Origin of the sequence: Acinetobacter junii (assembly GCF_018336855.1) — a bacterium.
Classification (GTDB): domain Bacteria; phylum Pseudomonadota; class Gammaproteobacteria; order Pseudomonadales; family Moraxellaceae; genus Acinetobacter; species Acinetobacter junii.
The window spans coordinates 2,486,100-2,510,722 of record NZ_CP059558.1; the positions used below are offsets into that span (position 1 = coordinate 2,486,100).

Annotated in this window: 18 protein-coding genes; 9 read left to right on the forward strand and 9 right to left on the reverse strand. The window is 38.7% G+C overall.

Going from position 1 to position 24,623, the window contains the following annotated elements; all coding sequences use genetic code 11:
* On the reverse strand, positions 1-1,338 hold the full coding sequence (gene mgtE, locus H2677_RS11555) for a magnesium transporter (protein WP_212638598.1): 1,338 nt from the start codon (positions 1,336-1,338) through the stop codon (positions 1-3).
* A 299-nt stretch (positions 1,339-1,637) separates the two neighbouring features.
* Entirely contained in the window at positions 1,638-4,742 is a 3,105-nt protein-coding gene (locus tag H2677_RS11560; protein ID WP_212638599.1) for a multidrug efflux RND transporter permease subunit, read from the reverse strand.
* 318 nt (positions 4,743-5,060) lie between these two features.
* Here H2677_RS11560 and H2677_RS11565 point away from each other — a divergent pair, with 318 nt between their 5' ends.
* Both H2677_RS11565 and H2677_RS11570 read left to right on the forward strand, forming a co-directional pair.
* On the forward strand, positions 5,061-6,674 hold the full coding sequence (locus H2677_RS11565; RefSeq protein ID WP_212638600.1) for a phosphoethanolamine transferase: 1,614 nt from the start codon (positions 5,061-5,063) through the stop codon (positions 6,672-6,674).
* A gap of 153 nt (positions 6,675-6,827) precedes the next feature.
* Entirely contained in the window at positions 6,828-7,964 is a 1,137-nt protein-coding gene (locus tag H2677_RS11570) for a glycerophosphodiester phosphodiesterase (RefSeq protein ID WP_004963513.1), read from the forward strand.
* Positions 7,965-7,999: 35 nt separating this feature from the next.
* Here H2677_RS11570 and pnuC read toward each other — a convergent pair whose 3' ends face one another.
* Positions 8,000-8,569 carry a nicotinamide riboside transporter PnuC gene (gene pnuC, locus H2677_RS11575; RefSeq protein ID WP_212638601.1) on the reverse strand — a complete coding sequence of 190 codons (570 nt, stop codon included), beginning with the start codon at positions 8,567-8,569 and terminating at the stop codon, positions 8,000-8,002.
* Between the two features lie 383 nt (positions 8,570-8,952).
* Here pnuC and H2677_RS11580 point away from each other — a divergent pair, with 383 nt between their 5' ends.
* Complete coding sequence (locus H2677_RS11580; protein ID WP_212638602.1) at positions 8,953-9,897, forward strand: DMT family transporter; 945 nt, start codon at positions 8,953-8,955, stop codon at positions 9,895-9,897.
* 110 nt (positions 9,898-10,007) lie between these two features.
* Positions 10,008-11,612 carry an alpha/beta hydrolase family protein gene (locus H2677_RS11585; protein ID WP_212638603.1) on the forward strand — a complete coding sequence of 535 codons (1,605 nt, stop codon included), beginning with the start codon at positions 10,008-10,010 and terminating at the stop codon, positions 11,610-11,612.
* Positions 11,613-11,640: 28 nt separating this feature from the next.
* On the opposite strand, the gene H2677_RS11590 is transcribed toward H2677_RS11585, so the two are convergent.
* From H2677_RS11590 to rlmE, 5 genes are all read right to left on the reverse strand, one after another.
* Positions 11,641-11,955: a DUF5713 family protein gene (locus tag H2677_RS11590; protein ID WP_004963525.1), complete on the reverse strand. Its 315-nt coding sequence runs from the start codon at positions 11,953-11,955 to the stop codon at positions 11,641-11,643.
* Between the two features lie 110 nt (positions 11,956-12,065).
* A complete protein-coding gene (locus tag H2677_RS11595) occupies positions 12,066-13,679 on the reverse strand; it encodes a vWA domain-containing protein (RefSeq protein ID WP_087540165.1) in 1,614 nt (537 codons plus the stop codon).
* 120 nt (positions 13,680-13,799) lie between these two features.
* Complete coding sequence (gene folP / locus H2677_RS11600) at positions 13,800-14,657, reverse strand: dihydropteroate synthase (RefSeq protein ID WP_212638604.1); 858 nt, start codon at positions 14,655-14,657, stop codon at positions 13,800-13,802.
* A gap of 180 nt (positions 14,658-14,837) precedes the next feature.
* The gene (ftsH, locus tag H2677_RS11605) at positions 14,838-16,733 is read right to left on the reverse strand and encodes an ATP-dependent zinc metalloprotease FtsH (RefSeq protein WP_004956031.1); all 1,896 of its coding nucleotides are present in this window, start codon (positions 16,731-16,733) and stop codon (positions 14,838-14,840) included.
* A gap of 136 nt (positions 16,734-16,869) precedes the next feature.
* A complete protein-coding gene (gene rlmE / locus H2677_RS11610) occupies positions 16,870-17,520 on the reverse strand; it encodes a 23S rRNA (uridine(2552)-2'-O)-methyltransferase RlmE (protein ID WP_004908277.1) in 651 nt (216 codons plus the stop codon).
* 231 nt (positions 17,521-17,751) lie between these two features.
* Between rlmE and yhbY the strand changes: the two genes are divergently transcribed.
* On the forward strand, positions 17,752-18,075 hold the full coding sequence (gene yhbY, locus H2677_RS11615; RefSeq protein ID WP_004908282.1) for a ribosome assembly RNA-binding protein YhbY: 324 nt from the start codon (positions 17,752-17,754) through the stop codon (positions 18,073-18,075).
* A 7-nt stretch (positions 18,076-18,082) separates the two neighbouring features.
* Positions 18,083-18,619, forward strand: coding sequence for a DOMON-like domain-containing protein (locus tag H2677_RS11620; protein WP_212638605.1), 537 nt, complete (start codon positions 18,083-18,085; stop codon positions 18,617-18,619).
* A gap of 46 nt (positions 18,620-18,665) precedes the next feature.
* Here the strand turns inward: H2677_RS11620 and H2677_RS11625 are convergent, their stop codons facing one another.
* The gene (locus tag H2677_RS11625; protein WP_004956025.1) at positions 18,666-19,274 is read right to left on the reverse strand and encodes a hypothetical protein; all 609 of its coding nucleotides are present in this window, start codon (positions 19,272-19,274) and stop codon (positions 18,666-18,668) included.
* A gap of 360 nt (positions 19,275-19,634) precedes the next feature.
* Here H2677_RS11625 and carA point away from each other — a divergent pair, with 360 nt between their 5' ends.
* The 3 genes from carA (at position 19,635) to greA (ending at position 24,591) form a co-directional block, all read left to right on the forward strand.
* The gene (gene carA / locus H2677_RS11630) at positions 19,635-20,774 is read left to right on the forward strand and encodes a glutamine-hydrolyzing carbamoyl-phosphate synthase small subunit (RefSeq protein ID WP_004956022.1); all 1,140 of its coding nucleotides are present in this window, start codon (positions 19,635-19,637) and stop codon (positions 20,772-20,774) included.
* Positions 20,775-20,788: 14 nt separating this feature from the next.
* On the forward strand, positions 20,789-24,022 hold the full coding sequence (carB, locus tag H2677_RS11635) for a carbamoyl-phosphate synthase large subunit (RefSeq protein WP_004908293.1): 3,234 nt from the start codon (positions 20,789-20,791) through the stop codon (positions 24,020-24,022).
* A 92-nt stretch (positions 24,023-24,114) separates the two neighbouring features.
* On the forward strand, positions 24,115-24,591 hold the full coding sequence (gene greA / locus H2677_RS11640; protein ID WP_004878279.1) for a transcription elongation factor GreA: 477 nt from the start codon (positions 24,115-24,117) through the stop codon (positions 24,589-24,591).
* The last annotated feature ends 32 nt before the right edge of the window (positions 24,592-24,623 follow it).

A 24,623-nucleotide genomic window follows, 5' to 3' on the forward strand; every position in this document is an offset into this window, starting at 1 on the left:
TTAGAATAAAATCATTGAAGCTATAAACAAATAAACAATGACACCTGTCGCGTCACAAATCGAAGTAACTAAAGGCGCAGAAGCACTTGCAGGATCTAAACCAGCTTTATTCAGAATAAAAGGCAAACTCATACCAATCAAACACCCCATCAATACGATTCCCATCATACTTAGGGCAAGGACTAAAGCCACCATTTCATCACCACGAAAAAAACCTAGTAATGATACGGCAATCGCCATTGTTCCCCCCAAACACAACGCGACTAGGCTTTCACGTCCGAGTAAGTAAAACCAATCTTTAAATTGGACATCGCCTGTCGCTAAAGCTCTCACCATCAGAGTAGATGATTGCGAACCAGCATTTCCCCCACTCCCCACAAGTAACGGTAAGAAAAAAACTAAAACTAAGTTTTGGGCAATCACATCTTCGTAGTGTGCTATTCCGATACCTGAAAGCAAACTACCAAAAACTAAAAACACCAACCAAAAGACACGTTTTTGATAGAGCTGAAGAATCGGGGCAGATTTAATACTAAGCTTTGATGATGCATTTACTGCACCTACTTTTAAAAAGTCTTCTGTTGCTTCTTCACTTGCAACATCCATCGCATCATCATAGGTCACGATACCGACCATCATGCCATTGCGATCAATAATCGGCAATGCCAATAGATCATAACGTGCAATCGTCTTTGCAACCTCATCTTGGTCTGTATCGACATAAGCTGTGAGTACATTGGTTTCCATAAGTAGATTAATATTTTGATCTTCAGCTGCTAAGATGAGTTGCTTTAAGGATAATACACCTAGAAGCTTTCTAGCTTCATCGAGAACATATGCAAAATAAATCATCTCAGTGTCAGGGGCCTCTAAACGCAACATTTTGATTGCCTCATTGACCTGCATATTGGGTTTTAAGGTTGCATATTCCGAACTCATAATCGCACCAGCTGTTCCTTCTAGATAGGATGCAAGCTGGCGAATATCTTCTCTTTCAGCCTGTGCGAGTGCAGGCAACAATGCATTTTGTTGATCTTCATCCAAACACTTAAATACATCTGCACGTTTATCAGATGACATTTCACCTATGATTTCAGCCAAGGTATTTCGTGGCATAGCTTTTGCTAATTTGACTTGTTCATTCGGTGCTAGATATGAAAACACGTAGGCACGATCAGGCAAATGGGTCAATAATAATTGACTTTGATCTAAAGATAACTGGGTCAATACATCTGCAATATCAACAGGGCGAAATGTTTTTAGCGATGCTAGAGCGAGTTCGATATGATTATTTTTTAACGCGTCGCTTAATAAATATAAAAAGTTGTTATAGCTCATGTGGATCTCTTCACTACAAATAATCAGCAATGAAGAGTACTGTACAGTCCTTTAGTTGACTGACAATAAGAGTTCTTCATCCTGATTTTGATGAATAATAAAATGTGAAATTATGAATAAATCACAACTGTGTATGTCCATTTAGGGAACAAAACCTCTTAGAACCGCTTATACGGCAGGGCAATACTACAAATATTTCTTTTTTTACTCAACCTACACAACAAAAATGAACAATTTGAGTCAAAGGTAAAATACCCCCTATCAAATTGTTCATCCGTAAAACTTAAAATTTTAATAATCTATAATTTTGCAGTTTTCATTTTAGGCTTAAAGTAATGTGTGACTAACACGTACATAAATGGAATAAATATCAGCACCAAAACAGTTCCAAAAACCACACCGCCAAACACACTAAAACCAATCGCTTGTCGGCTCAGCGCTCCTGCTCCTGTTGAAAACATTAATGGGATAACACCCGCACCAAAAGCAATTGATGTCATCAGAATCGGTCTTAAACGTAAACCTGCCGCATGCAATGCTGCATCTAAACTATTGCGACCCTGTTGCTGTAAGCTTGCTGCGAACTCAACCATCAAAATTGCATTCTTACATGACAAACCAATCGTGGTTAATAGTGCAATCTGAAAATAAATATCATTAGCAAAGCCAAACAGATAGCTAAAGATAATCGTTCCTCCAATTCCTAAAGGTATGGCTGCCATCACAACAGATGGAATAGACCAACTTTCATAAAGTGCTGCTAAACAAAGGAAAATAAACGCGACTGAAACCAGATATAACCAAATCGCTTGATTACTCGATTGTTGCTCTTGATAGGATAGACCACTCCATTCCAATCCGACTTCGGGCATTTGATTTACTAAAGTTTGAATCGCTTGCATGCCTTGCCCACTGCTAAAACCAGCAGCTGCATCAGCCTCGAGATTGATCGCAGGGTAACCCATAAAACGCTCTAACATCGGTGGTGCACCTTGCCAATCTATTTGGCTGAATTGAGTAAAAGGCACCATTTGTCCACTGGCATTTTTTACATACCAATAGTTTAGATCCTCAGGCTTTGAACGATATGGTGCATCACCTTGTAAATAGACGCGTTTGATCCGTCCACGATCAATAAAGTCATTGATATAGCTTCCACTCCAAGCAGTAGATAAAGTTTGGTTAATATCATTTACATTAAGACCATGAATCATCGCAGCCTTATAATCGATCTTAATATTTAATACGGCTTGATCATCATTGCTTTTTTTATCGAGATTCTCTACTGAATCCTGTTGATTGCCCTGCTGTTGTAAAGCCTCAAAAGACTTCACAAGACTATCCCGCCCCAGACCTTGAGTATCCTGAAGCCAGAAATCCATTTTGTCTGAGTTACCTAAACCGCGAATCACTGAAGGCATGATCACCATGATTCGCGCTTGATTATTTTTGGAAAAATATTGCATCGCTCTAGCACGAATCTGTTGAGCACTATTTTCTGAACCGGGTCTATCATCCCAATGTTTAAGAGAAATAAATGCTTGTCCAAGGTTTTGCCCTGTACCAGAGAAATTTCGACCATGGATGACCATGACACCATTCAAATTTGCTTTTTCATTTTCAAGGAAATAATCAGAAATGGTCTTACCTACCGCTTCTGTTTTACTCATCGGTGTACCTTGAGGAAGCGTAAATTGCACTCCTAGCAAACCTTGATCTTCTTGAGGTAGAAAACTCGTCGGAAGAATTCGATAAACCAAAACAAAACTTGCAATTAAGCCAACAATCGCGATTAAAGAAAATACTTTAAAACCAATAACCTTACTTGAAAACTTCAAATAACGCGTTTTGATATTGTCCAAACTGTTATTGAACCAGATCGCCCATTTCGCCTGTTTCTGTTGTGGTTTGAGTAAAATGGCGCACATCGCTGGAGTCAAAATCAAAGCAACAAAAAGTGATAGCACCATGGCAACGACAAGGGTTATCGAAAACTGTCGATAGATAATCCCTGTTGCTCCACTAAAGAATGACATCGGAATAAAAACCGCAGTTAGAACCAAAGTAATCCCGACCAATGCTCCACTGATTTCCTGCATGGACTGAATCGAAGCTTGTTTAGCACTTAATTGCTGTTCGTGCATAAGACGTTCAACGTTTTCAACCACAACAATCGCATCATCGACCAACAGGCCAATTGCCAATACCATCGCAAATAATGTCAGGGTATTAATGCTCATCCCTAAAACAGATAAAACAGCAAACGTCCCCAAAATTACAACGGGTACGGTCACAGCAGGAACAAGTGTTGCTCGCCAGTTTTGGAGGAAGATAAACATCACCAAGACAACGAGGATAATTGCCTCAACTAATGTCGAAACCACTTGTGACATAGACTCTTTTACAAAAGGAGTATCATCACGTGGATACACCACAAAATACCCTTCAGGTAATGCTTTTTCTAATCGAGCGACCTCTTTATATACTGCATCAGCAACTTGCATTACATTTGCACCAACGGTCAATGACAGCGAAAGACCTGATGCTGGATAACCATTTAAACGGTTAAAAACCTGATAATTTTCTGCTCCTACTTCAACGCGTGCGATATCTTTTAGATAAATAAATTGCCCATCATTATTTGCTTTTACGACGATGTTTTCGAATTGTTCAGGTGTTCGTAACAAAGACCCTGAGGTAACTTTCGCATTCAGATATTGATTTTCAACTGAAGGGAGTTCTCCAATTGCACCTGCAGCTACTTGAGTATTTTGATTTTCTAATGCTGATCGAACATCACTAACTTGTAATTGATAGCTCTGTAGTTTTTGTGGATCCAACCAAATTCGCATTGCATACTGCGAACCAAAAATATTAACTTCACCAATCCCTTCAATACGGCTCAAATTAAGCTCAAAGTTATTGGTCAAATAGTCAGAAATATCTAAATTTGTTGAACGTCCAGATTTATCACCTAGACCAATCACCATAAATGAATCGCTTAGTGACTTGCGTACGTTCACCCCTTGACGTTGAACATCTTCAGGCAGACGATTTATTGCCCCATTAACTGCATTTTGGACTTGGACTTGTGCTTGATCTGGATCTGTGCCCTGTTCAAAGAACAAACTTATTCGGCTATTACCACTCGCATCACTGCTGGAGCTAAAATACAGTAAATTGTCGATTCCTTTGATCTGTTGTTCAAGCACTTGCGTCACACTGTCTTCAACAGCTTGAGCATCTGCACCACTATAAGTTGCAGAAACAGTAATTCGAGGAGGTGCGATATCTGGATATCGCTCAACTGGGAGCTTTTGTATCGAAAAAATACCAACCGCCATAACGATAATCGCGAGTACGGTGGCAAAAATTGGTCGCTCAATAAAAAACTTGGATAGCATGGCTGTTCATTCCATTTTCTGAAACAGTCAATTGTTAAATGAGACTAATAAGAGTAGTTCAGTTCTTGATCATTACTGAACAATTAAGCAAACACCATGCCTTTTAACATATCATTTCAAATCGGAGGAAATGAGGAGAAATAATGGATTTTATTACAAGGTTCACATCTTAAATGTATGAAGCATTATGAAATGAAGATCATACATTTAAAATTAATTTACTGCACAATCAAATACTTCACAAATACAGATTGACAGGTCTTGAACTTCCACAGATATTAGCGTGTTCGGCTCTCTCTCCTATTGTACTTGACATTTATGACGGCAAGCTTAAAAAGTTTTAATATTCTGCTACTTATTCTGCTGCCTGCTCTCGTTACAGGTGGTTTGTTAATTGTTGCAGGAAACCTATCAGATGGTTTACGTCTAGGTTTTTTATCCCTACCAGGCGTTATTTTTACTTACTTTGCAATCACACGAAGAAATACATACTGGTATATTTTTTCTTTGTTGTGGTGGTTTATTTTTTTACTCGACTCACTGCTCAGATCAAGTACATGGTTTCTTTTCAGTAGTGATAGTGAAGCCTACTTTATTATTGAAGCGATTGCCAATACTAATCGCCAAGAAATTTGGGAATTTCTACAACTTCATTCAGTCGCAGTATCTACTGTTTTTATCAGTTTAATGATTCTCATCGCATTACATAGTTTTGCAGTCTTTAAATTAATTAAAGTTCAGCATGTAGAGCAAATTTGGCAAAGTAAAATCTTTCGCTCATTTATCATTTTGCTTACCGTATTAAGTCTGACTAGCTATTTGATGAAACCTTCTCGCAAGGTGCATCCTCTTATTTTTTGGACAGAATATCAAACAAAGATTCAAGATTTCCGTGGGCGAGTAAAACAACATAAGAATGTACATAAGCAATGGGATCTAAGTGCTGAAAAAAATCTAGTCATGACGCGACAGGCGAAAGGTAAACAAACCCATGTCCTAGTACTTTCAGAAAGCTTAACCAGTTTAAATCTTGGCATTTGCGGTTATCCTAGGGATACCACTCCTGAGTTAAATAAACGACTTTCAGAGATCAAAGTTTTCTGTAATGCATTTTCTCCATCGCCTTCCACCATCAATGCTTTACGTGTTTTATTGACTGAAAGCCCTGCATCAGAACATAATAAATATTCACCCGAAAGTGTATTGGCTTATGCTCGAGCAGCAGGATATAAAATTTATTGGCTAAGTAATCAAGATGATAGTTATCTATCATCATTATTTGGCTCTTATGCGGATCAAGCCATTTATAAAAATACCCGTTCAGGTCGTAGCAGCTCATCTTTAGATGAAAATTTACTGCCTATTTACCAGCAGGCACTTGCTGATCCCGTCGAAAAGAAACTTATTATTTTACATTTGATCGGGACTCATCCTAATTACCAAGAACGCTACCCAACGGCATTTAATAAATTTAATAGTAATAGTAATGATCGTGTTGAATCAGATTTAAAAGCACGAAATATCGATCCTTGGATTCGTTCCTTACGTAATGATTATGACAATGCAGTACTATATGAAGATCATTTATTGGCAAAAATGCTGGACACTTTAAGAGCTGATCATTTACCTGATTTTAGGTCTTTCACGGTAGTTTCAGATCACGGCAATGAAGTTGGACATGAACTAGATTATGCTGGTCATAGCCCAACGACCAAAGCAGGCTACCAAGTTCCTGTCATCATGTGGTCGGATAAGTTAAATTTAACAGGCGTAAATAAAGATACAAATCTCAATACTGCTGAACTGGATCAGAATTTAATGCATATCATGGGCTTAAAAGATAAATCCTCTTCCAATCATTCGTATTGGTTAGATCAAGATTATCGTTTCACACCTGAGGTAAATTGGCCCTATTGGGAAAATAAATCTTAAGAAAATGATTTTTACACCCAGTTTGATCAAGAGGTTAAGCTGGGTTTATTTTTATCTATAAAAAATTCATAAAATTATCATCTTACTGTCATCCGTTTGATAAATTTAATTTGCACACTGACTGCTTTAATTAAAAAATGAAAGAGTCAATTTATGTTAAAAAAAGCAGTGATTTGCCTGAGCTTACTCAGTTTAGTTGGTTGTAATGATGACAATAATGATCAAACCAACTCCAAACAACCGAATTATGAGCTACCGAAAATCTTAGTAGTTGGTCACCGTGGTGCTAGTGCCCTACGCCCAGAACACACACTCGCCTCCTATCAAAAAGCTATCGAAGATGGTGCAGATTTCATTGAACCCGATTTAGTTTCGACCAAAGATGGTGTGTTAGTCGCACGTCATGAAAATGAAATTAGTGGAACAACCAATGTTGCAGAATTGCCAGAATTTGCTAATCGTAAAAAAACTAAAGTCATTGACGGCGTAAGTATTGAAGGCTGGTTTACAGAAGACTTTACCTTAAATGAGCTACAGCAACTGAAAGCGCGTGAACGAATTCCACAGTATCGACCAGAAAATACTAAATACAATGATTTATATCCAGTTCCGACTCTAGAGCAAATTATTGAACTTGCTGATGCTCATTACAAAAAAACCGGCAAGATTGTCGGCTTATATATAGAAACGAAACATCCAACGTATTTCCAAAATCAAAATCTAGCAATGGAAGATCGTTTACTTCAAACTTTATCTAAATATAAATACAGTCGAGATATTGCTCCAATCTATCTTCAATCATTTGAAGTAAGCAATTTAAAATACCTTAAACAACAGTTAGATTTGCACAAGAGCCTCAAACACGCACAACTCATCCAGCTTTACGATGAACAATCAGCTCGACCAGCAGACTATGTTGCTAAACAAATCTCGACAACATATGGAGATATGGCAACCGCTCAAGGCTTAAAAGAAGTGGCAAGCTATGCAAATGGTGTTGGACCATGGAAAGTATATGTCTTTAAAGATGCAAGCATGACTGAAACCACATCCTTTGTAAAAGATGCACACCAAGTCGGTTTAAAGGTTCATCCTTATACTTTCAGACCTGAGAATAATTTCTTAGCTGAATCATTAAAATGCAGCTCAAAAGCTGACGAACGTTGTGAATCTGGCTCTATCAAAGAAATGCAACTCTACTTTAAAGCAGGTGTTGACGGTGTATTTACTGATGATCCAGCTATTGGGCGCAAAGCGGTCCAAAGTTATTTAACTACCTCTGCACAATAAATCAAAAAATGGGTAGTTTCAGACTACCCATTTCCTTACATCGCAATTTGATTGCGCTTTACCTGTTGCCATTGCCACCAACCATAAGCCGCTAAACCTACAAATACAGCATACAAGCCTGCTGTTAACAGTAACTCTTTATAGATAAACATACCCACATAAACAATATCAACGACGATCCATAAAATCCAAGTCTCAATATATTTTCGACTTGTCCAATAGGTTCCTAGTAAACTAAATGCTGCTAACTGTGAATCCAGCATTGGAACAGATGCATCCGTAAATTGTTTAAGAAACACACCGAAGCACAAACCACCAATCGACGCTAAAATTATGTGCAGATACATCGATTTTATATTTATTGTTTCAATGCGAATTTCATGATCTTGGCGTTTTCCTGTCAGCCATACATACAATCCATATAGATTCATACCTACAAAGAAGAACTGTAGAATCGTTTCTCCATAGAGCTTAAAATTAAAAAAAAGATATGCATAGAGAACACATGCGAATACATTAAATCCCCAACACCACATATTTCGCTTTATGGTTAAGCTAACGCCAATAATACTAATTAAAACGGCGAAAATTTCTAAATTAGACAAATTAATACTTCAATGTAGTCCGATCTATTTATTATGAGAAATTCTATTTAATAATCAATTTTTAAAATATGATTTTCCTTAAATCTATTTTATTGCCACTATAAATATGACTATTTTTCAGACATATCTTATGTTATAAAAATTACAAATATTCAGTTAAACCTCTTATGACTAAATCGAAAAGTTTTTCTCCACGTTTAGTACAAATTTCGCATCGCGTCTCAGCCTATGCAGCATGGCGACGTGTCTGCATTTTTATGCGAGGAAACTTTTCTAACGTTGATCAAATGAATGACTAAATAAAACATTCACAACAGAAAGGTCGCCTCAACAGCGACCTTTTTTTATTGCATAAAAAAACCTATCCATAAGGAAGTTATCAAATGACACAGCTACAACAAAAGAATTTTATTTCACCAACACCGACTTCGCCGACTGTAGCGATGTTTCACCCTCGCCTTGCTACAGTCGGGCAATTTATTGCGGTTGTATTGATTTGGTCGCTCACTCCGTTAGCAGCCGTCTGGACCGTGCATGAGATTCATTGGGCGTGGGGCTTGTTTATCCGATTCAGTTTGGCAATTCCTTTTGCACTCATTTGTTTAGTCTGCTTTCGACTTAAATTAACCCTCAGTAAACAGGCACTGATGAGTTATCTCGCAGGTGCATTGGGACTATTTGGTTCTATGACATTTTGCTATATGGGAGCAACTCGAGTTTCATCCAGCATGATTTCAATCATTTATGGAACAGCACCTTTATGGACAGGTTTGATTTCAGTTTTTATCCTTAAACAAGAACGATTTCATAACCGCCAATGGTTTGGTCTGACGATTGCCTTTATAGGCTTGTTACTGACAATAGGTATCGGTTCACGCGATATTCAACTTGATCTTGTTGGCGTGATTTATGAAATCATTGCAGTGATGCTCTATGTATTATCGATGTTTGCAATTGCACGAGTTGGAGCTGGTATACACCCTATCATTCAAATGACAGGTTCAACGATCGTGTCATGGTTAGGTTATGTGTGCCTACTTCCCTTTTTTCTGTCAGCAATTCCAACAGAGCTGCCAAGCATTCAAACCTCTATAGCTTTACTCTATAGTGCTTTGTGCTCTTCAGTTTTGGCTATGATTTTTTATTTTCACTTAGTCCAAAAACTCAATCCAACAACAGTCATGCTCATTACGATTATTACTCCAGTACTGGCAACAATTTGGGGTACCTTATTTAATCATGAGCAAATCCATTTATATTTGGTTACTGGATTGGGCTTGCTGTGTTTTGGTCTTTTTGCGTATACCTATCCTAGAACTAAATACTAGCTAATCAGAACTCGAGTTGGTCAGTAAAATGACCGACTCGTCGATAGCATAACCCGCTATGCTACAGTTACACTACTTATAGAAAGATTTATTCAAGGATGAAAGAATCAATGCGTAGTAGCCTTTTATGGATTTGGTTCGCTGTATTTTTGATTTTACAAGGCTGTGTGCATGCCACTGTTCAACCAAATCAAATTTCTAAAGCTCATACGACTGAGCTAAAACAACGTTATTATCAAGTCAAAACAAAAGCTTCTGATGGAACCTTGATTGCTTTTACCGTCTATCAACCCAAACTATCAACAAATCAAACTGCCCCATTAATCCTCCATACACATGGTTTCGGCCTATCTCGCATGAAGCGCCCTGAACTAAGCTTGTATGGTTTTCTACTTCCAACTGGGCAGGTTGCCAAATCAGCTTGGAAAAAAGGCTATTGGGTCATCAGTTTTGATCAACGAGGACATGGGGGGAGTCAAGGAAAGATTCGCTTAACAGACCCTGAAAAAGAAGCACAAGATGTCATTACGATTTTAAATTGGGCAGAACAAAATTTACCGCAACTGGCTAAAAATCAAAATGGTGTTCGTGCTGGAATGATTGGTGAATCCTATGCAGGTGGTGTGCAATATATTGCTTCAGCTTTAGACAAACGATTACAAGCAATTGTTCCTATTACGACATGGTACGATATTGTTGAAAGTTTAGCCCCGAATGGTGTGCCAAAAAGTAATTGGATTGATTTCTTAAATCTGATTGGCGACTGGTGGAATTGGAACAAATTCGACCCAGAATTAAAACAAGCATATCGAGATACTCAACAGCAGCAACTCAATCCTTCCATTTATGATTTTCTAAAAACACATCAAGCTAGCTGGTTTTGCCAACGTGAACAACGTCCTCAGGCTGATGCTTTAATTATTCAGGGATTTAGAGATGTACTTTTCCCATTTAATGAAGGTGTGAAAGCAACAAAATGCTTGCAAGAAGCGAATCGTCAAGTACATTTGATCGGTGTCGAAGGTGGGCATCTACAGCCATTTGCTCAACACTCTCCTTTGGGCAGTACACCTTTTTGGTATATTGGAAAATCTATTCGTTGTGGGAATCAAAAGAGCTACGATTTACAAAAAACCATAATAAGCTGGTTCGACCTCAAACTAAAAGATCAAAATTCATCATCTGAACTTCCTGAAGTCTGTATTGATCAAAGTCCAGCAATCCAAATCAATGATTTAAAACCGATTACATCCTACGATTTGAACAAAACATGGATTGCACCAAACACAACTCAGGATGTATTTATCCCTATCCATACAGCAAATCAAAAAAGCTTCATCACAGGATCGTCTTTATTGTCACTTGCTGTCGAAACAGAAAATGATGATGCAACTTTTTTTATTTCAATGGCAGTCAAGTCAGCTCAAACAGGGAAATATAAGACTCTTAATGAACAAACAACACCATTTAACCCAAAACGTAAGCAACTTTATGACCAAATTATTTCTAGATTAAATTTAAAGACACAGAATTATCAAGATGTTGAGTTACCAAGCATTAATACCCATCTTCAACAAGGAGATACGATTGGGCTACTCGTTCATAGTCAAAGTAAATATTACAAAAGAGTAAAACAGAACAAAGTTGAAGCTTGGATTTCTGGCCAAATAAAGTTACCTAAATTATGGAGTGAAAAAGAGGTAACTCAGCAGTAATTATTAAATAATTATATCGAGAGTGTGATTACCACTCTCGATTGGCAATTAACTCTTCCATTTCGATATCAAGATAACCTGCATCTTGAACAATCATCATCATAGCTTCAGCGATATAATCTGCGGCTGTATCATCTAAACTTGACTCTAAATCTTCAAACTGAGGTTTCATCTCATTTATTTCTTTCATCGTTTGATGAGCTACTGCGTAAATTTCCATTTCAGATAAATCAGACCGACTGACTTTCTTTGAAAATTGCTTAATATGTTGTTTGATTTCAGCCACGAGAATATCGGGATAATAATCATCATCAAACATCGGGAGAAGTAAATTTTCAAACATAAAAATGAATACATCAATAAAACGACATGCTTATATCACAATCTCATGTAAAGCACGATATTTAGGCATAAAAAAAGCGGCTCTATCAACCGCTTTTTAGAAAACAGATTTTAATCTTTTCGTGCACTTAAATTCTTGGCGATCTTAGCAAGCTCTACAAACTCTGCACGCATTTGATATGGATCAGGTTGGGTAGATTGCTGACCAAGTTGAATGATCTGATCCCAGCCCATTGCACCATTATATTGTCCACCTTTTAATTGCTGTGCATATGATGCTACTGCTATCGCAAATCTTGTATCACTATTGGCTTTTTCTAGAGGCTTGCTGCCAAGCTGAACAGCTTGATTCAATAAGATGCTTTTATCTTGATTTGGCAATTTATAGCGCAAATTTACAAATGCATATTCTGTTTTCTTTGAAGCATCGATTTTTGTGCTTGCTTGATAGCGTGAATCGTTATTCCAGCCTTGCTGACCCACTGGAATAATTTCATAAAGTGCTGTGACATTATGTCCTGCACCAATGTCTCCAGCATCAACCTTATCATTATTAAAATCTTCCTGTTTCAACATACGATTTTCATAACCAACTAATCGATATTCTTTAACAGTTGCTGGGTTAAATTCAACTTGAATTTTAACATCTTGAGCGACAGTGGCTAATGTTGATGATAACTGACGTTGCACGACTTTTTTAGCTTCATTCTTATTGTCGATATAAGAGTAATTACCATCACCTGCATCAGCAATTTGCTCCATTAATTCTTCATTGTAATTACCTGTACCATAACCTAATGCAGTCAAAGAAACTCCACTTTTACGCTTCTCAGCCACCATACCTTTTAAGGTACTAAAATCTGTAATTCCAACATTAAAATCGCCATCCGTTGCCAATAAAATGCGATTGATTCCATTTTTAATAAATGCTTTTTCAGCTTGTTTGTAAGCTAGTTGTATCGCCTGCTCTCCTGATGTAGCCCCACCCGCACGAAGCTCATCAATTACACGAAGAATTTTATCTTTTTGATCACCTGAGGTGGGTTCTAAAACTAATTTTTCCCCGCTCGCATAAGTAATAATCGTTACTTTATCTTGAGGACGAAGCTGTTCAGTTAAGATTCTTAATGTTTGCTTCACTAATGGCAATTTATCTGGATCATCCATACTGCCTGAAACATCGACTAAAAAAACAAGATTAGCAGCAGGTAACTGTTTGACTGATAAATCTTTTGCTTGAATGCCAATTTTGATTAATTTGGCATTTTCTTTCCATGGAGAATCAACAGTTTCCGTTGTCACTGAAAATGGATGGATTCCAACAGGTTGAGGATATTGATAATCAAAATAATTAATCATTTCCTCGACACGAATAGCATCAACAGGAGGCAAGCGACCATCATTCAGAAAACGTCTTGTATTGGTATAACTTCCTGTATCGACATCTATACTAAAAGTAGAAACTGCTTGCTCAGCTACGCGATGAACTGGATTGACTTCATTCTTTTGATATTTTTCTGTGTTTGCCTCAAGTTTTACTCGCTCAGGTGCAGGGATTGCAGCTATGTAAGACGGTGTAACCATCTTACGTGCCATTTCCGAAGACATGTGCGCAGTCGGCGGCGGTGACATAGCAACAATGCCTGTTTCCCTGACTGGATTACCACAAGCAACGAGCATAGAGCTGAGTACTGCTAAACTCAAAATTTTCTTTGATTGATACATCTTAAAGCCCCTAGATCTAATTTCAATTTTTTTAGATATGTCTTTTGCTTAATATTCTACGTAAAAAAATAAAGATACACCGTATGTTAATGTATCTTTATCTTCATAATTTCTCTTAAATTACAATGAACTGAACAACATTCTATCCCAAACATTGATTGCATCTTTAGTCGCCTTAACATCATGTACGCGAACAATACTCGCACCCTGCTGGATACTTAACATATGTCCCATGACACTCCCTACTGTACGCTCTTGTGCTGGTATACCTGCTAATGCATCACCAATAAATCTTTTCCTAGATAAACCAGATAGCAAAGGAAATCCCATGCGATTCAGTTTCCAAAACTCGTTTAGTAATTGGAAGTTCTGTTGAGCATTTTTAGCAAAACCAAAACCAGGATCGAGAATAATATTTTCAGGTTTGATTCCAACTTGAACAGCTTGATCTAGACGCTGTTGTAACTCTTGAATCACGTCCTCTGTCACATTTTCATATTGATCTAACTGATTCATATTAGTCGGCTCACCACGCATATGCATCAAAACTACAGGTATATTCAATTCGGCAGCCGTTTCTAATGCTTTGGGACGTGTGAGTGCACGAACATCGTTCCAAATATGTGCACCTACTTTCACTGCCGCACGTATCACCTCGGGCTGACTGGTATCAATCGACATGATCACATCGTGTTTTGATAATGCTTCAACCACAGGAATCACACGGCGAATTTCTTCTTCTAGTTCGACTGGTGAAGCATTGGGACGGGTAGATTCTCCGCCTATATCAATGATAGTAGCGCCCTGCTCAATCATTTGTAACGCACGTTGTACTGCTTGATCTTTTTGATGATGCAACCCACCATCGCTAAAAGAATCAGGAGTTACGTTCAGAATACCCATAATTTGAGGTTGAGATAAATCTAAACTTAAACGACCACACTTCAACTGACAATTTGGTAATGGCATCAACTGCATTTAGACACTCCTCTCTCTAGTTCGTATATATTAACAAGACTGAAGTGCGCAAGCTGATGATTTATTTTCAATAGAATAATAAAGTTGCAATTTCCAAGCTAACAAATGCTCATTTTATTTATATATTTTTTAGAACATAAAAAAAGAGCAACCTAAGTTGCTCTTTTTAATTTCAAAGTATTAACCCATTGCTGGTAATGGTGGTGGCGTAGATGGACCATCTTTTGGTGGTTCAAATGCAGCCACAGGATTCTCAGCAACATATACTTTTGGTGGACGAGGTTCACGCCCTTCCATGATGTCACGAATTTGGTCACGATCAATCGTTTCCCATTCCATCAAGGCTTTAACCATGGCATGTGCGATATCTTGATTATTTTCCAAAATATCACGAGCAACTTTATATTGTTGATCGAGGATACGACGAACTTCTTCATCTACTTTTTGTTGAGTAGCTTCAGAAATTGTACGACTACCAACATTTCCAAAGAAACCATTTTGGTTTTCATCTTCATAGACCATGACGCCGAGTCTTTCTGACATACCATATTTGGTTACCATCGCACGAGCCATTTTAGTCGCTCGTTCGAAGTCGTTTGAAGCACCTGTTGACATTTGATTAATGAAAACTTCTTCAGCAATACGACCGCCAAATAAGATTGAAAGCTCATTCAACATCTTATCTTTATAATGGCTAGTTTGGTCTTGTTCAGGCAGCTGCCATGTCACACCCAAAGCCCAACCGCGTGGCATAATCGTTACTTTATGCACAGGATCAGTACCAGGCAAGATTTCAGCAACGATGGCATGACCCGCTTCATGGTACGCAGTAGCACGACGTTCTTCTTCACGAATCACCATCGACTTACGTTCAGGACCCATGTAGATTTTGTCTTTTGCATCTTCGAAATCATGCATGTCGACAGTGTTCTTGTTACGACGAGCAGCGAACAATGCAGCTTCATTCACTAAGTTTGCTAGTTGCGCACCAGAGAAGCCTGGTGTACCACGTGCAAGGACTTTAACATCAACACCAGTCACTGAAGGTAATTTCTTCAAATGAACATTTAAGATTTGCTCACGACCACGAATGTCAGGTAACCCTACCATCACTTGACGGTCAAAACGACCTGGACGAAGTAAAGCTTTATCCAATACATCTACACGGTTTGTGGCAGCAATTACGATCACACCTTCATTGCCTTCAAAACCGTCCATCTCTACAAGCATTTGGTTCAAAGTTTGTTCACGTTCATCATGACCACCACCTGTACCTGAACCACGATGGCGACCTACAGCATCAATCTCATCAATGAAAATGATACATGGTGCATGACGTTTAGCTTGTTCGAACATATCACGAACACGTGAAGCACCAACACCAACAAACATTTCAACGAAATCAGAACCAGAAATACTAAAGAAAGGAACTTTAGCTTCACCAGCAATTGCTTTAGCTAATAATGTTTTACCTGTACCTGGAGGACCAACCATTAACACACCACGTGGAATAGTTGCGCCAAGACGTTTGAATTTTGCTGGATCTTTTAAGAAATCGACAATTTCAACGACTTCTTGTTTTGCTTCGTCACAACCTGCAACATCAGTAAACGTTACCTTGATTTGATCTTCAGATAACATTTTTGCTTTTGACTTACCAAAACTCATAGGACCGTTTTTGCCACCAGCGCCACCGCCCATATTACGCATGAAGAACATGAATAATAAAATGATGAGCAATACTGGGAAACTCGCAATGAGAAGTTGCATCAAAATGCCTTGACGTTGCGGAGCTGTCCCCTCAACTACAACATTTTGTTTGTTCAAGCTTGGTAGCAACTCAGTGTCTTCAACTTGTGGGCGAACCGTTTCAAATGAAGAACCATTGGTTTTTTCACCGCTAATATTTAAACCGTCAATTGTGACTTGTTTAATCTGCCCAGCATTAACTGCTGCTACGAAATCAGAATATTTCATCGCGGCAGGCTTATTGCGGTCACTGACGTTGCTAAAAATCAAAATCAGAACACCGAGTATGATGAGCCACAATACGGCATTCTTGAAGTAATCGCTCAAGGCTTTATTCCCATATCAATCTAATTTGATCATACCTAATCTTGGCTGACCTTCACAAAAACAGCAATGAATTTGCGTTGCAAAAAACTTAAAAGGTACAAAATGCACAATTTTTAACAACTTGGCAAGTACACTTTTATTGCAATGCCTTTTTACGACCTTGTCCAATCAAAAAAACCTCTTTTGATCGAGCACGTGACGCCTCAGGTTTAGCTGTTTTTAATACATCAAAACTATCGACCACTTGCTTTCTGAATTCGTCAAAGCCCGAACCTTGGAACACTTTAACAATAAATTGTCCATTTGGTCCTAAAACTTTTTGAGCAAAATCCAAAGCCAATTCACAAAGATAAATTTGGCGCGGTTGATCAACAGCCCTATTACCTGATGTATTGGGGGCCATATCAGAAATTACAACGTCAACTTGACGTCCATTTAAAATATTTAACAATTTTTCAAAAACTTCTTCCTCTCGGAAGTCACCTTGTAAGAAAGTCACGTCAGGAAGTGCATCCATTGGTAAAATATCTGAAGCAATTACTAGACCATTAGAACCAACCAGCTTTCCAGCGATTTGTGACCAACTACCTGGTGCTGCACCAAGATCGACAACCGTCATTCCTGGTTTGATCATTTTATATTTTTCTTGGATTTCAAGTAACTTATATGCTGCACGAGCGCGATAACCTTCTTTTTGTGCTTTTTTCACAAAAGGATCATCCAAGTGCTCTCTCATCCATGCACGACTGCTTTTAGACAATTTTTGATTGGTAATGCGTGTCGCCATAACTCACTAAATTTCAAAAAACTTCTGATTAGTCATTGTACGTGAAAATTACTCTCATTACAGTACGGATGTACTTCATTCACACGAACTTTTACAGATTTTTTTCGATCATCTAGATTGGATATTTCTCTTATTTTTGATCATTTTTATCCATCCACAAGCACCATTAATCTATCTTAGAAACGGGATGCAAGTTATACTAGTTCGTTTTTCAAATCAGGTATTTTTTAAATGGCGGCTTTATCTATCCATGAGCGCAAACGTTTACGTCAAATTGGCCACGCGCTGAATCCAGTTGTTATGATTGGTGGTCAGGGTTTGACAGAAAACGTAATTGAAGAAACAAATCGCGCTTTGAATGATCATGAACTTATCAAAGTTAAAATCGCGGGTGAAGATCGTGAAGATCGTGCAGCTGTAATTGATGCACTTGTTGAAGCTACAGGCGCTGAATCAGTACAAAAAATTGGTAAAATTGTTTTGCTTTATAAGAAAGCGAACAAACAAAATCAAAATCTCTCAAATCTCGTTCGTTTTGCACATTTAAGCAAGTAATCAAGCTATGGCAAGTTATGAACTCTCTGCTTTCGATCGTTTTAGTGCAATTACCGTTGTTGGAGCGATTGAGCAACAAACACCAGCGACTATAAATGTTGGTTTTTGGGTTCGTGACCCAAATCAGTTTTTAATTTATCCCGATCTCGTCGCAGCACATCCTCGCCTCGACTTTTTATGGGAACAAACGTGTTTTGAAATTTTTGTAGGTGTGAAAGATGAAGATTTCTATAGAGAAATTAATCTTTCCCCTTCTCAAGCTTGGCAAGCTTATCAATTTGAAGAATACCGATTCCCTGAAAATATACCGCCACTTCCTGCATATGATATTGAGCTAAATCACTTACAGAAAACCCATTACGGATTAAATGTAAGTTTAGACCTTACTCAATTTATGCAAAGCAATAAGTTGAAGTGGTCAGATTTATTTGTAGGTTTAACTGCTGTATTAAATACCACACAAGGTATGCATTATTTTGCAATGCAGCACAGTAGCCCTCAAGCCGATTTTCACAACAAACGTGATTGGCTACATCAATTTTAATCAATAAAAAAGCGAGAATATATCTCGCTTTTTTATTGGCTAGTAATTAACTAGCACGAACTTTGTTCCAAGCTTCTACAGCTTGATCTTTAGTACGTTTAAAACTGCCAACTAGCGTATCTTTGTGCTTAACAGAGATTTGGCTAATATCATCTTTTAATTCTTTGCTTACTTTCGTTAAATCTTCAATCAAAGCATTTAACTCAGTTTTCAACGCATTCTTTAATTCAACCAAGTTACCTTGAGAAGAATTTAATTGTGATTTGATCACTTCAATACGTTGAAGTAAATCTTGCTTGATTTGAGTCAATTGATTTTGAATATTTTGATTCAATTCTTTAGCTTCAGTCTCAATTTTTTCTTGAGTTTCAGCAATCACTTCTTTCACTTGCTCTTGAGTTTCAGCAATTACTTCTTTCGCTTGTTCTTGAGTTTCAGCAATTACTTCTTTCGCTTTAGCAGTCTTTTCAGCCACAACTTCTTTCGCTTTTGCTGTTTTCTCTGCAACTGCTTCTTTAACTTCAGCAGTCTTTTCAGCTACAACTTCTTTAACTTCTGCCGTTTTTGCAGCAACAGTTTCTTTAGCTTTAGCCGTTTTCTCGACAGCAACTTCTTTCACTTCTTCAGCAGTTGTCGGCGCTTGATTCTCAGCCATTTTGATTCCCCTCTATACTGATTGTTGATTTTTTGGCTAGGTATAAGATAAATCGCTTCAGTATCGAATCAGGCAAAAATTGTCTAACAATTTTCATAATATCTCATTCTATACTTAGAAGAATGAGTTATTTTGCAATAGACACTCTTTTCTGCCCCTCATTTTTACACGTGTGCTTTTAACTCACTTTAATAAATAAAACACATAGACTTTTCAGAGACTCATGCGTATAATGCGCTGTTAAGTTACAAGCGAGCAGACTGGAAGGAGGGGCATGTTTTTAAAGACAGCCTACCTTTTTTTATGTCTACTCGCTTTTTTACAGCCCTATTTTTGTGGTTTTAGTTCAGGAGCTTTGGTTTGAGCACCCCCGCCATTTTAGCCCTCGCAGATGGAACGATCTTTAAAGGAACGTCTATCGGTGCATCGGGTAGTACGACTGGTGAAGTCGTTTTTAATACTGCCATGACTGGTTATCAAGAAATTTTGACTGACCCAAGTTACGCACAGCAACTTGTTACGTTGACTTATCCTCATATCGGAAATACTGGCTGTAATAGTGAAGACGTTGAATCAGGTCGCATCCATAAAGTATGGGCGAATGGTTTAATTATTCGTGATCTTCCACTATTACACAGTAACTTCCGTTCTGAGCAATCACTTAGCGAATATTTACAACAACATAATGTTGTTGCAATCGCAGATATTGACACACGAAAGTTAACTCGTATCTTACGTGAAAAAGGAGCACAAAACGGTTGTATCCTTGCTGGCGAAAATATTACAGAAGAAGAAGCTATCGCCAAAGCACGTGAATTCGGTGGTTTAAATGGTCTTGATCTTGCTAAAGAATGCTGTGACCCTGAAGGTTTCGAATGGACTGAAGGTTCTTGGGCATTAGGCAAAGGTTTTACCCAACCAGAACTTAAATATCATGTTGTTGCATATGATTATGGTGTCAAAACCAACATCTTACGTATGCTCGCAGATCGCGGCTGTAAATTAACAGTTGTTCCTGCACAAACACCTGCTGAAAAAGTCCTTGCTTTAAATCCAGATGGCGTTTTCCTGTCAAATGGTCCTGGTGATCCAGCAGCATGTGACTATGCAATCGAAGCAGTTAAAACCATTGTTGAAACCACAACATTACCAGTCTTTGGTATTTGTTTAGGTCACCAAATTTTAGCGCTTGCTTCTGGTGCGAAGACGATGAAAATGAATCATGGTCATCACGGCGCCAACCATCCTGTACAAAACCTTGAGAATGGTACAGTGATGATTACTTCTCAAAACCATGGCTTTGCAGTTGATGAAAGCACCTTACCTTCAAACTTAAAAGTAACACATCGTTCATTGTTTGATGGTACAAACCAAGGTATTCATCGCACTGACAAACCAGCATTTAGCTTCCAAGGTCACCCTGAAGCGAGTCCTGGTCCACATGATTGCGCTCCGTTGTTCGATCATTTCATCGAACTTATCGAAGCAGCTAAGAAGTAATTAAGGAGCGAATAATGCCTAAACGTACGGATATTAAAAGCATCTTAATTATTGGTGCTGGTCCTATTGTCATTGGTCAGGCGTGTGAGTTTGACTACTCTGGTGCGCAAGCATGTAAAGCGCTTCGTGAAGAAGGTTACCGTGTTATTTTGGTGAACTCTAACCCAGCGACCATCATGACCGACCCTTCAATGGCGGATGCAACTTATATCGAGCCGATCACTTGGCAGACAGTTGCACAAATTATTGAAAAAGAACGCCCAGATGCAGTTCTCCCAACGATGGGGGGTCAAACTGCATTGAACTGTGCACTTGCATTAGATGCTAACGGTATTTTAGAAAAATATAACGTTGAATTGATTGGTGCATCAAAAGAAGCGATTGAGAAAGCAGAAGATCGCAAACTTTTTGACATCGCAATGCGTAAAATTGGACTTGAATGTCCACGTGCTGATGTTGCTGAAAGCATGGAACATGCATTGGAAATTCAAGCACGTTTCGGCTTCCCAGTGATCATTCGTCCGTCATTCACGATGGGTGGTTCTGGTGGTGGTATCGCATACAATAAAGAAGAATTTATTGAAATCTGTGAACGCGGTTTCGATCTTTCTCCAACTAAACAATTATTGATTGATGAATCATTAATTGGTTGGAAAGAATACGAGATGGAAGTTGTTCGTGATAAAAACGACAACTGTATTATCGTATGTGCGATCGAAAACTTTGACCCAATGGGCGTGCATACTGGTGACTCAATCACTGTTGCCCCTGCTCAAACATTGACAGATAAAGAATATCAAATCATGCGTAATGCATCGGTTGCTGTTCTGCGTGAAATCGGTGTTGAAACAGGTGGTTCAAACGTTCAGTTCGGTATTAATCCGAAAGATGGTCGTATGGTTGTGATCGAGATGAACCCTCGTGTTTCTCGTTCATCTGCGCTTGCGTCTAAAGCTACTGGCTTCCCGATTGCAAAAATTGCTGCAAAACTTGCTGTTGGTTATACCCTTGATGAATTGAAAAATGACATCACTGGCGGTGTAACACCTGCAAGCTTCGAACCAGCAATTGACTATGTCGTAACCAAGATTCCACGTTTTAACTTCGAAAAATTCCCACAAGCTGAGCCTGTTCTTACAACTCAGATGAAATCTGTGGGCGAAGTGATGGCGATTGGTCGTAACTTCCAAGAATCTGTTCAAAAAGCACTTCGTGGTCTTGAAGTCGGTGTGAGTGGCTTTGATGAAAAAATCGAAGTTGGTACAGCAAATGCTAAAGACATCATCTTAAAAGAGCTTAAAGTTCCAGGTCCAGATCGTATTTGGTATGTTGCCGATGCATTCCGTCATGGTTTCTCATTAGATGAAGTGTTTGAAGCAACGAAGATTGACCGTTGGTTCTTGATCCAAATTGAAGATATCGTTAAAACTGAAGCTCAAGTAAAAACTCTAGGTTTTGGTGATTTAAACGCTGACAATATCCGTTCATTCAAGCGCAAAGGTTTATCTGACCTTCGTATTGCTGACTTAATGGGTATTTCGCAAAAGCAATTCCGTAAACAACGTTGGAACTTGGGTGTATATCCAGTTTATAAACGTGTTGATACATGTGCTGCTGAGTTCGAATCAGGTACAGCTTACATGTATTCAACTTATGATGAAGAATGTGAAGCAAATCCATCAAGCCGTGACAAAATCATGGTCATCGGTGGTGGTCCGAACCGTATTGGTCAAGGTATTGAGTTTGACTACTGCTGTGTACACGCTGCCCTAGCTATGCGTGATGACGGTTACGAAACAATCATGGTGAACTGTAACCCTGAAACTGTTTCAACTGACTATGACACATCAGATCGTTTGTACTTCGAACCTGTTACATTGGAAGATGTTCTTGAAATCGTACGTACTGAGAAGCCTAAAGGCGTGATTGTACAATACGGTGGTCAAACACCTTTGAAATTGGCTCGTGCTTTGGAAGAAGCAGGTACACCAATCATTGGTACATCTCCAGATGCGATTGACCGTGCAGAAGACCGTGAACGTTTCCAGCAAATGATTCAACGTCTACAACTTCGTCAACCGAACAACAGCATTGTAAAATCTGCTGAAGAAGGTATCTCTGAAGCTGCAAAAGTTGGTTACCCGCTAGTTGTTCGTCCATCTTATGTATTAGGTGGTCGCGCAATGGAAATCGTATATAACGAAGAAGAACTTAAGCGTTACCTTCGTGAAGCAGTTCAAGCGTCTAATGAAGCGCCTGTTCTTCTTGACCGTTTCCTTGATGATGCAACTGAAGTTGATGTGGACTGCGTATCTGACGGTAAAGACGTCGTGATTGGCGGTATCATGCAACATATTGAACAAGCAGGTATCCACTCAGGTGACTCAGCATGTTCGATTCCTCCTTACTCTCTTTCACAAGAAGTTCAGGATGAAATGCGTCGTCAAACTGTTGCGATGGCAAAAGAGCTTGGCGTTGTAGGTTTGATGAACGTTCAGTTTGCAGTAAAAGGCAACGACATTTATGTACTTGAAGTGAATCCACGTGCATCACGTACGGTTCCTTTCGTATCGAAATGTATCGGTGAATCTTTAGCGAAAGTTGCTGCTCGTTGTATGGCTGGTCAATCTTTAGAATCTCAAGGATTCACTAAAGAGATCATCCCAACTCACTTTGCTGTAAAAGAAGCGGTATTCCCGTTTGCTAAATTCCAAGGTGTTGACCCAATGCTTGGACCTGAGATGAAATCTACGGGCGAAGTTATGGGTGTAGGTGAAACTTTTGGCGAAGCATTCTACAAAGCTGTGCTTGGTTCAAATGAACGTTTACCAGGCTTGCCAACTGAAGGCGAAGTGAAATATGCATTCTTATCTGTTCGTGAATCAGACAAGAAATATATTGCTAATATCGCTAAACAATTGATTGCTTACGGTTTCAAACTTGTTGCAACCAACGGTACTTACCAAGTATTGCAAGAAGCTGGTTTGGAATGTGAAGCAGTCAATAAAGTGACTGAAGGCCGTCCACACATTGTAGACCGCTTGAAAAATGGTGAAATTCATCTTATTGTCAACACCACTGAAGGCAAACAAGCTCAATACGATTCTGCAATGATTCGTCGTGCTGCCCTACAAGGCAAAGTGTACTACACAACGACAATCAATGGTGCAGAAGCAGTTTGCCAAGCATTTGCTGTGAAATTGCCAATGGATGTATACCGCTTGCAAGATTTACAAACTGTAGGTTAATTCTCTACCGATAAAGTCCCGTCACCTTATCGGTGGCGGGCTTTTTCTTTTTTTAATCCTGTATTTTCCCAACCAATTTAGAGGGGACTAAAATGCAACGTTATCCTATGACTCCTGAAGGCAAGGTTGCCTTAGAGAAAGAATTACAACAGTTAAAAACAGTTGATCGCCCACGTATTACACAGGCTATTGCTGAGGCACGTGAGCATGGTGACCTCAAAGAAAATGCTGAGTATCATGCAGCACGTGAGCAACAAGGCTTCTGTGAAGGTCGTATTCAAGATATCGAAGGTAAACTTGGCGCATGTCAGGTAATTGACGTTAAAGATCTTGAACAAAACGGTCGTGTTGTATTTGGTGTTACGGTAACGATTGAAAACCTAGATACTGAAGAACGTAAGACCTATAAAATCGTAGGCGACGATGAAGCAGATTTTAAAATTAATAAAATCTCAGTGAACTCTCCGATCGCACGTGGCCTATTAGGCAAAAGCGAAGGCGATGAAGCTAAAATTCAAACACCACAAGGTGAAGTTGAATACGAAATCGTGAGCGTGGAATACCTATAATATTCCAAGCCCAATTAACCCCTCACCTTTGA

What these genes read in the sequence shown, in the direction of transcription:
- H2677_RS11570 (WP_004963513.1), top strand. Translation starts at nt 6,828, where the DNA reads ATGTTAAAAAAAGCAGTGATTTGCCTGAGCTTACTCAGTTTAGTTGGT.
- H2677_RS11595 (WP_087540165.1), bottom strand. Translation starts at nt 13,679, where the DNA reads ATGTATCAATCAAAGAAAATTTTGAGTTTAGCAGTACTCAGCTCTATG.
- rlmE (WP_004908277.1), bottom strand. Translation starts at nt 17,520, where the DNA reads ATGGCGACACGCATTACCAATCAAAAATTGTCTAAAAGCAGTCGTGCA.
- H2677_RS11620 (WP_212638605.1), top strand. Translation starts at nt 18,083, where the DNA reads ATGGCAAGTTATGAACTCTCTGCTTTCGATCGTTTTAGTGCAATTACC.
- yhbY (WP_004908282.1), top strand. Translation starts at nt 17,752, where the DNA reads ATGGCGGCTTTATCTATCCATGAGCGCAAACGTTTACGTCAAATTGGC.
- H2677_RS11580 (WP_212638602.1), top strand. Translation starts at nt 8,953, where the DNA reads ATGACACAGCTACAACAAAAGAATTTTATTTCACCAACACCGACTTCG.
- H2677_RS11565 (WP_212638600.1), top strand. Translation starts at nt 5,061, where the DNA reads ATGACGGCAAGCTTAAAAAGTTTTAATATTCTGCTACTTATTCTGCTG.
- greA (WP_004878279.1), top strand. Translation starts at nt 24,115, where the DNA reads ATGCAACGTTATCCTATGACTCCTGAAGGCAAGGTTGCCTTAGAGAAA.
- H2677_RS11625 (WP_004956025.1), bottom strand. Translation starts at nt 19,274, where the DNA reads ATGGCTGAGAATCAAGCGCCGACAACTGCTGAAGAAGTGAAAGAAGTT.
- mgtE (WP_212638598.1), bottom strand. Translation starts at nt 1,338, where the DNA reads ATGAGCTATAACAACTTTTTATATTTATTAAGCGACGCGTTAAAAAAT.
- H2677_RS11560 (WP_212638599.1), bottom strand. Translation starts at nt 4,742, where the DNA reads ATGCTATCCAAGTTTTTTATTGAGCGACCAATTTTTGCCACCGTACTC.
- H2677_RS11585 (WP_212638603.1), top strand. Translation starts at nt 10,008, where the DNA reads ATGCGTAGTAGCCTTTTATGGATTTGGTTCGCTGTATTTTTGATTTTA.
- H2677_RS11590 (WP_004963525.1), bottom strand. Translation starts at nt 11,955, where the DNA reads ATGTTTGAAAATTTACTTCTCCCGATGTTTGATGATGATTATTATCCC.
- carB (WP_004908293.1), top strand. Translation starts at nt 20,789, where the DNA reads ATGCCTAAACGTACGGATATTAAAAGCATCTTAATTATTGGTGCTGGT.
- folP (WP_212638604.1), bottom strand. Translation starts at nt 14,657, where the DNA reads ATGCAGTTGATGCCATTACCAAATTGTCAGTTGAAGTGTGGTCGTTTA.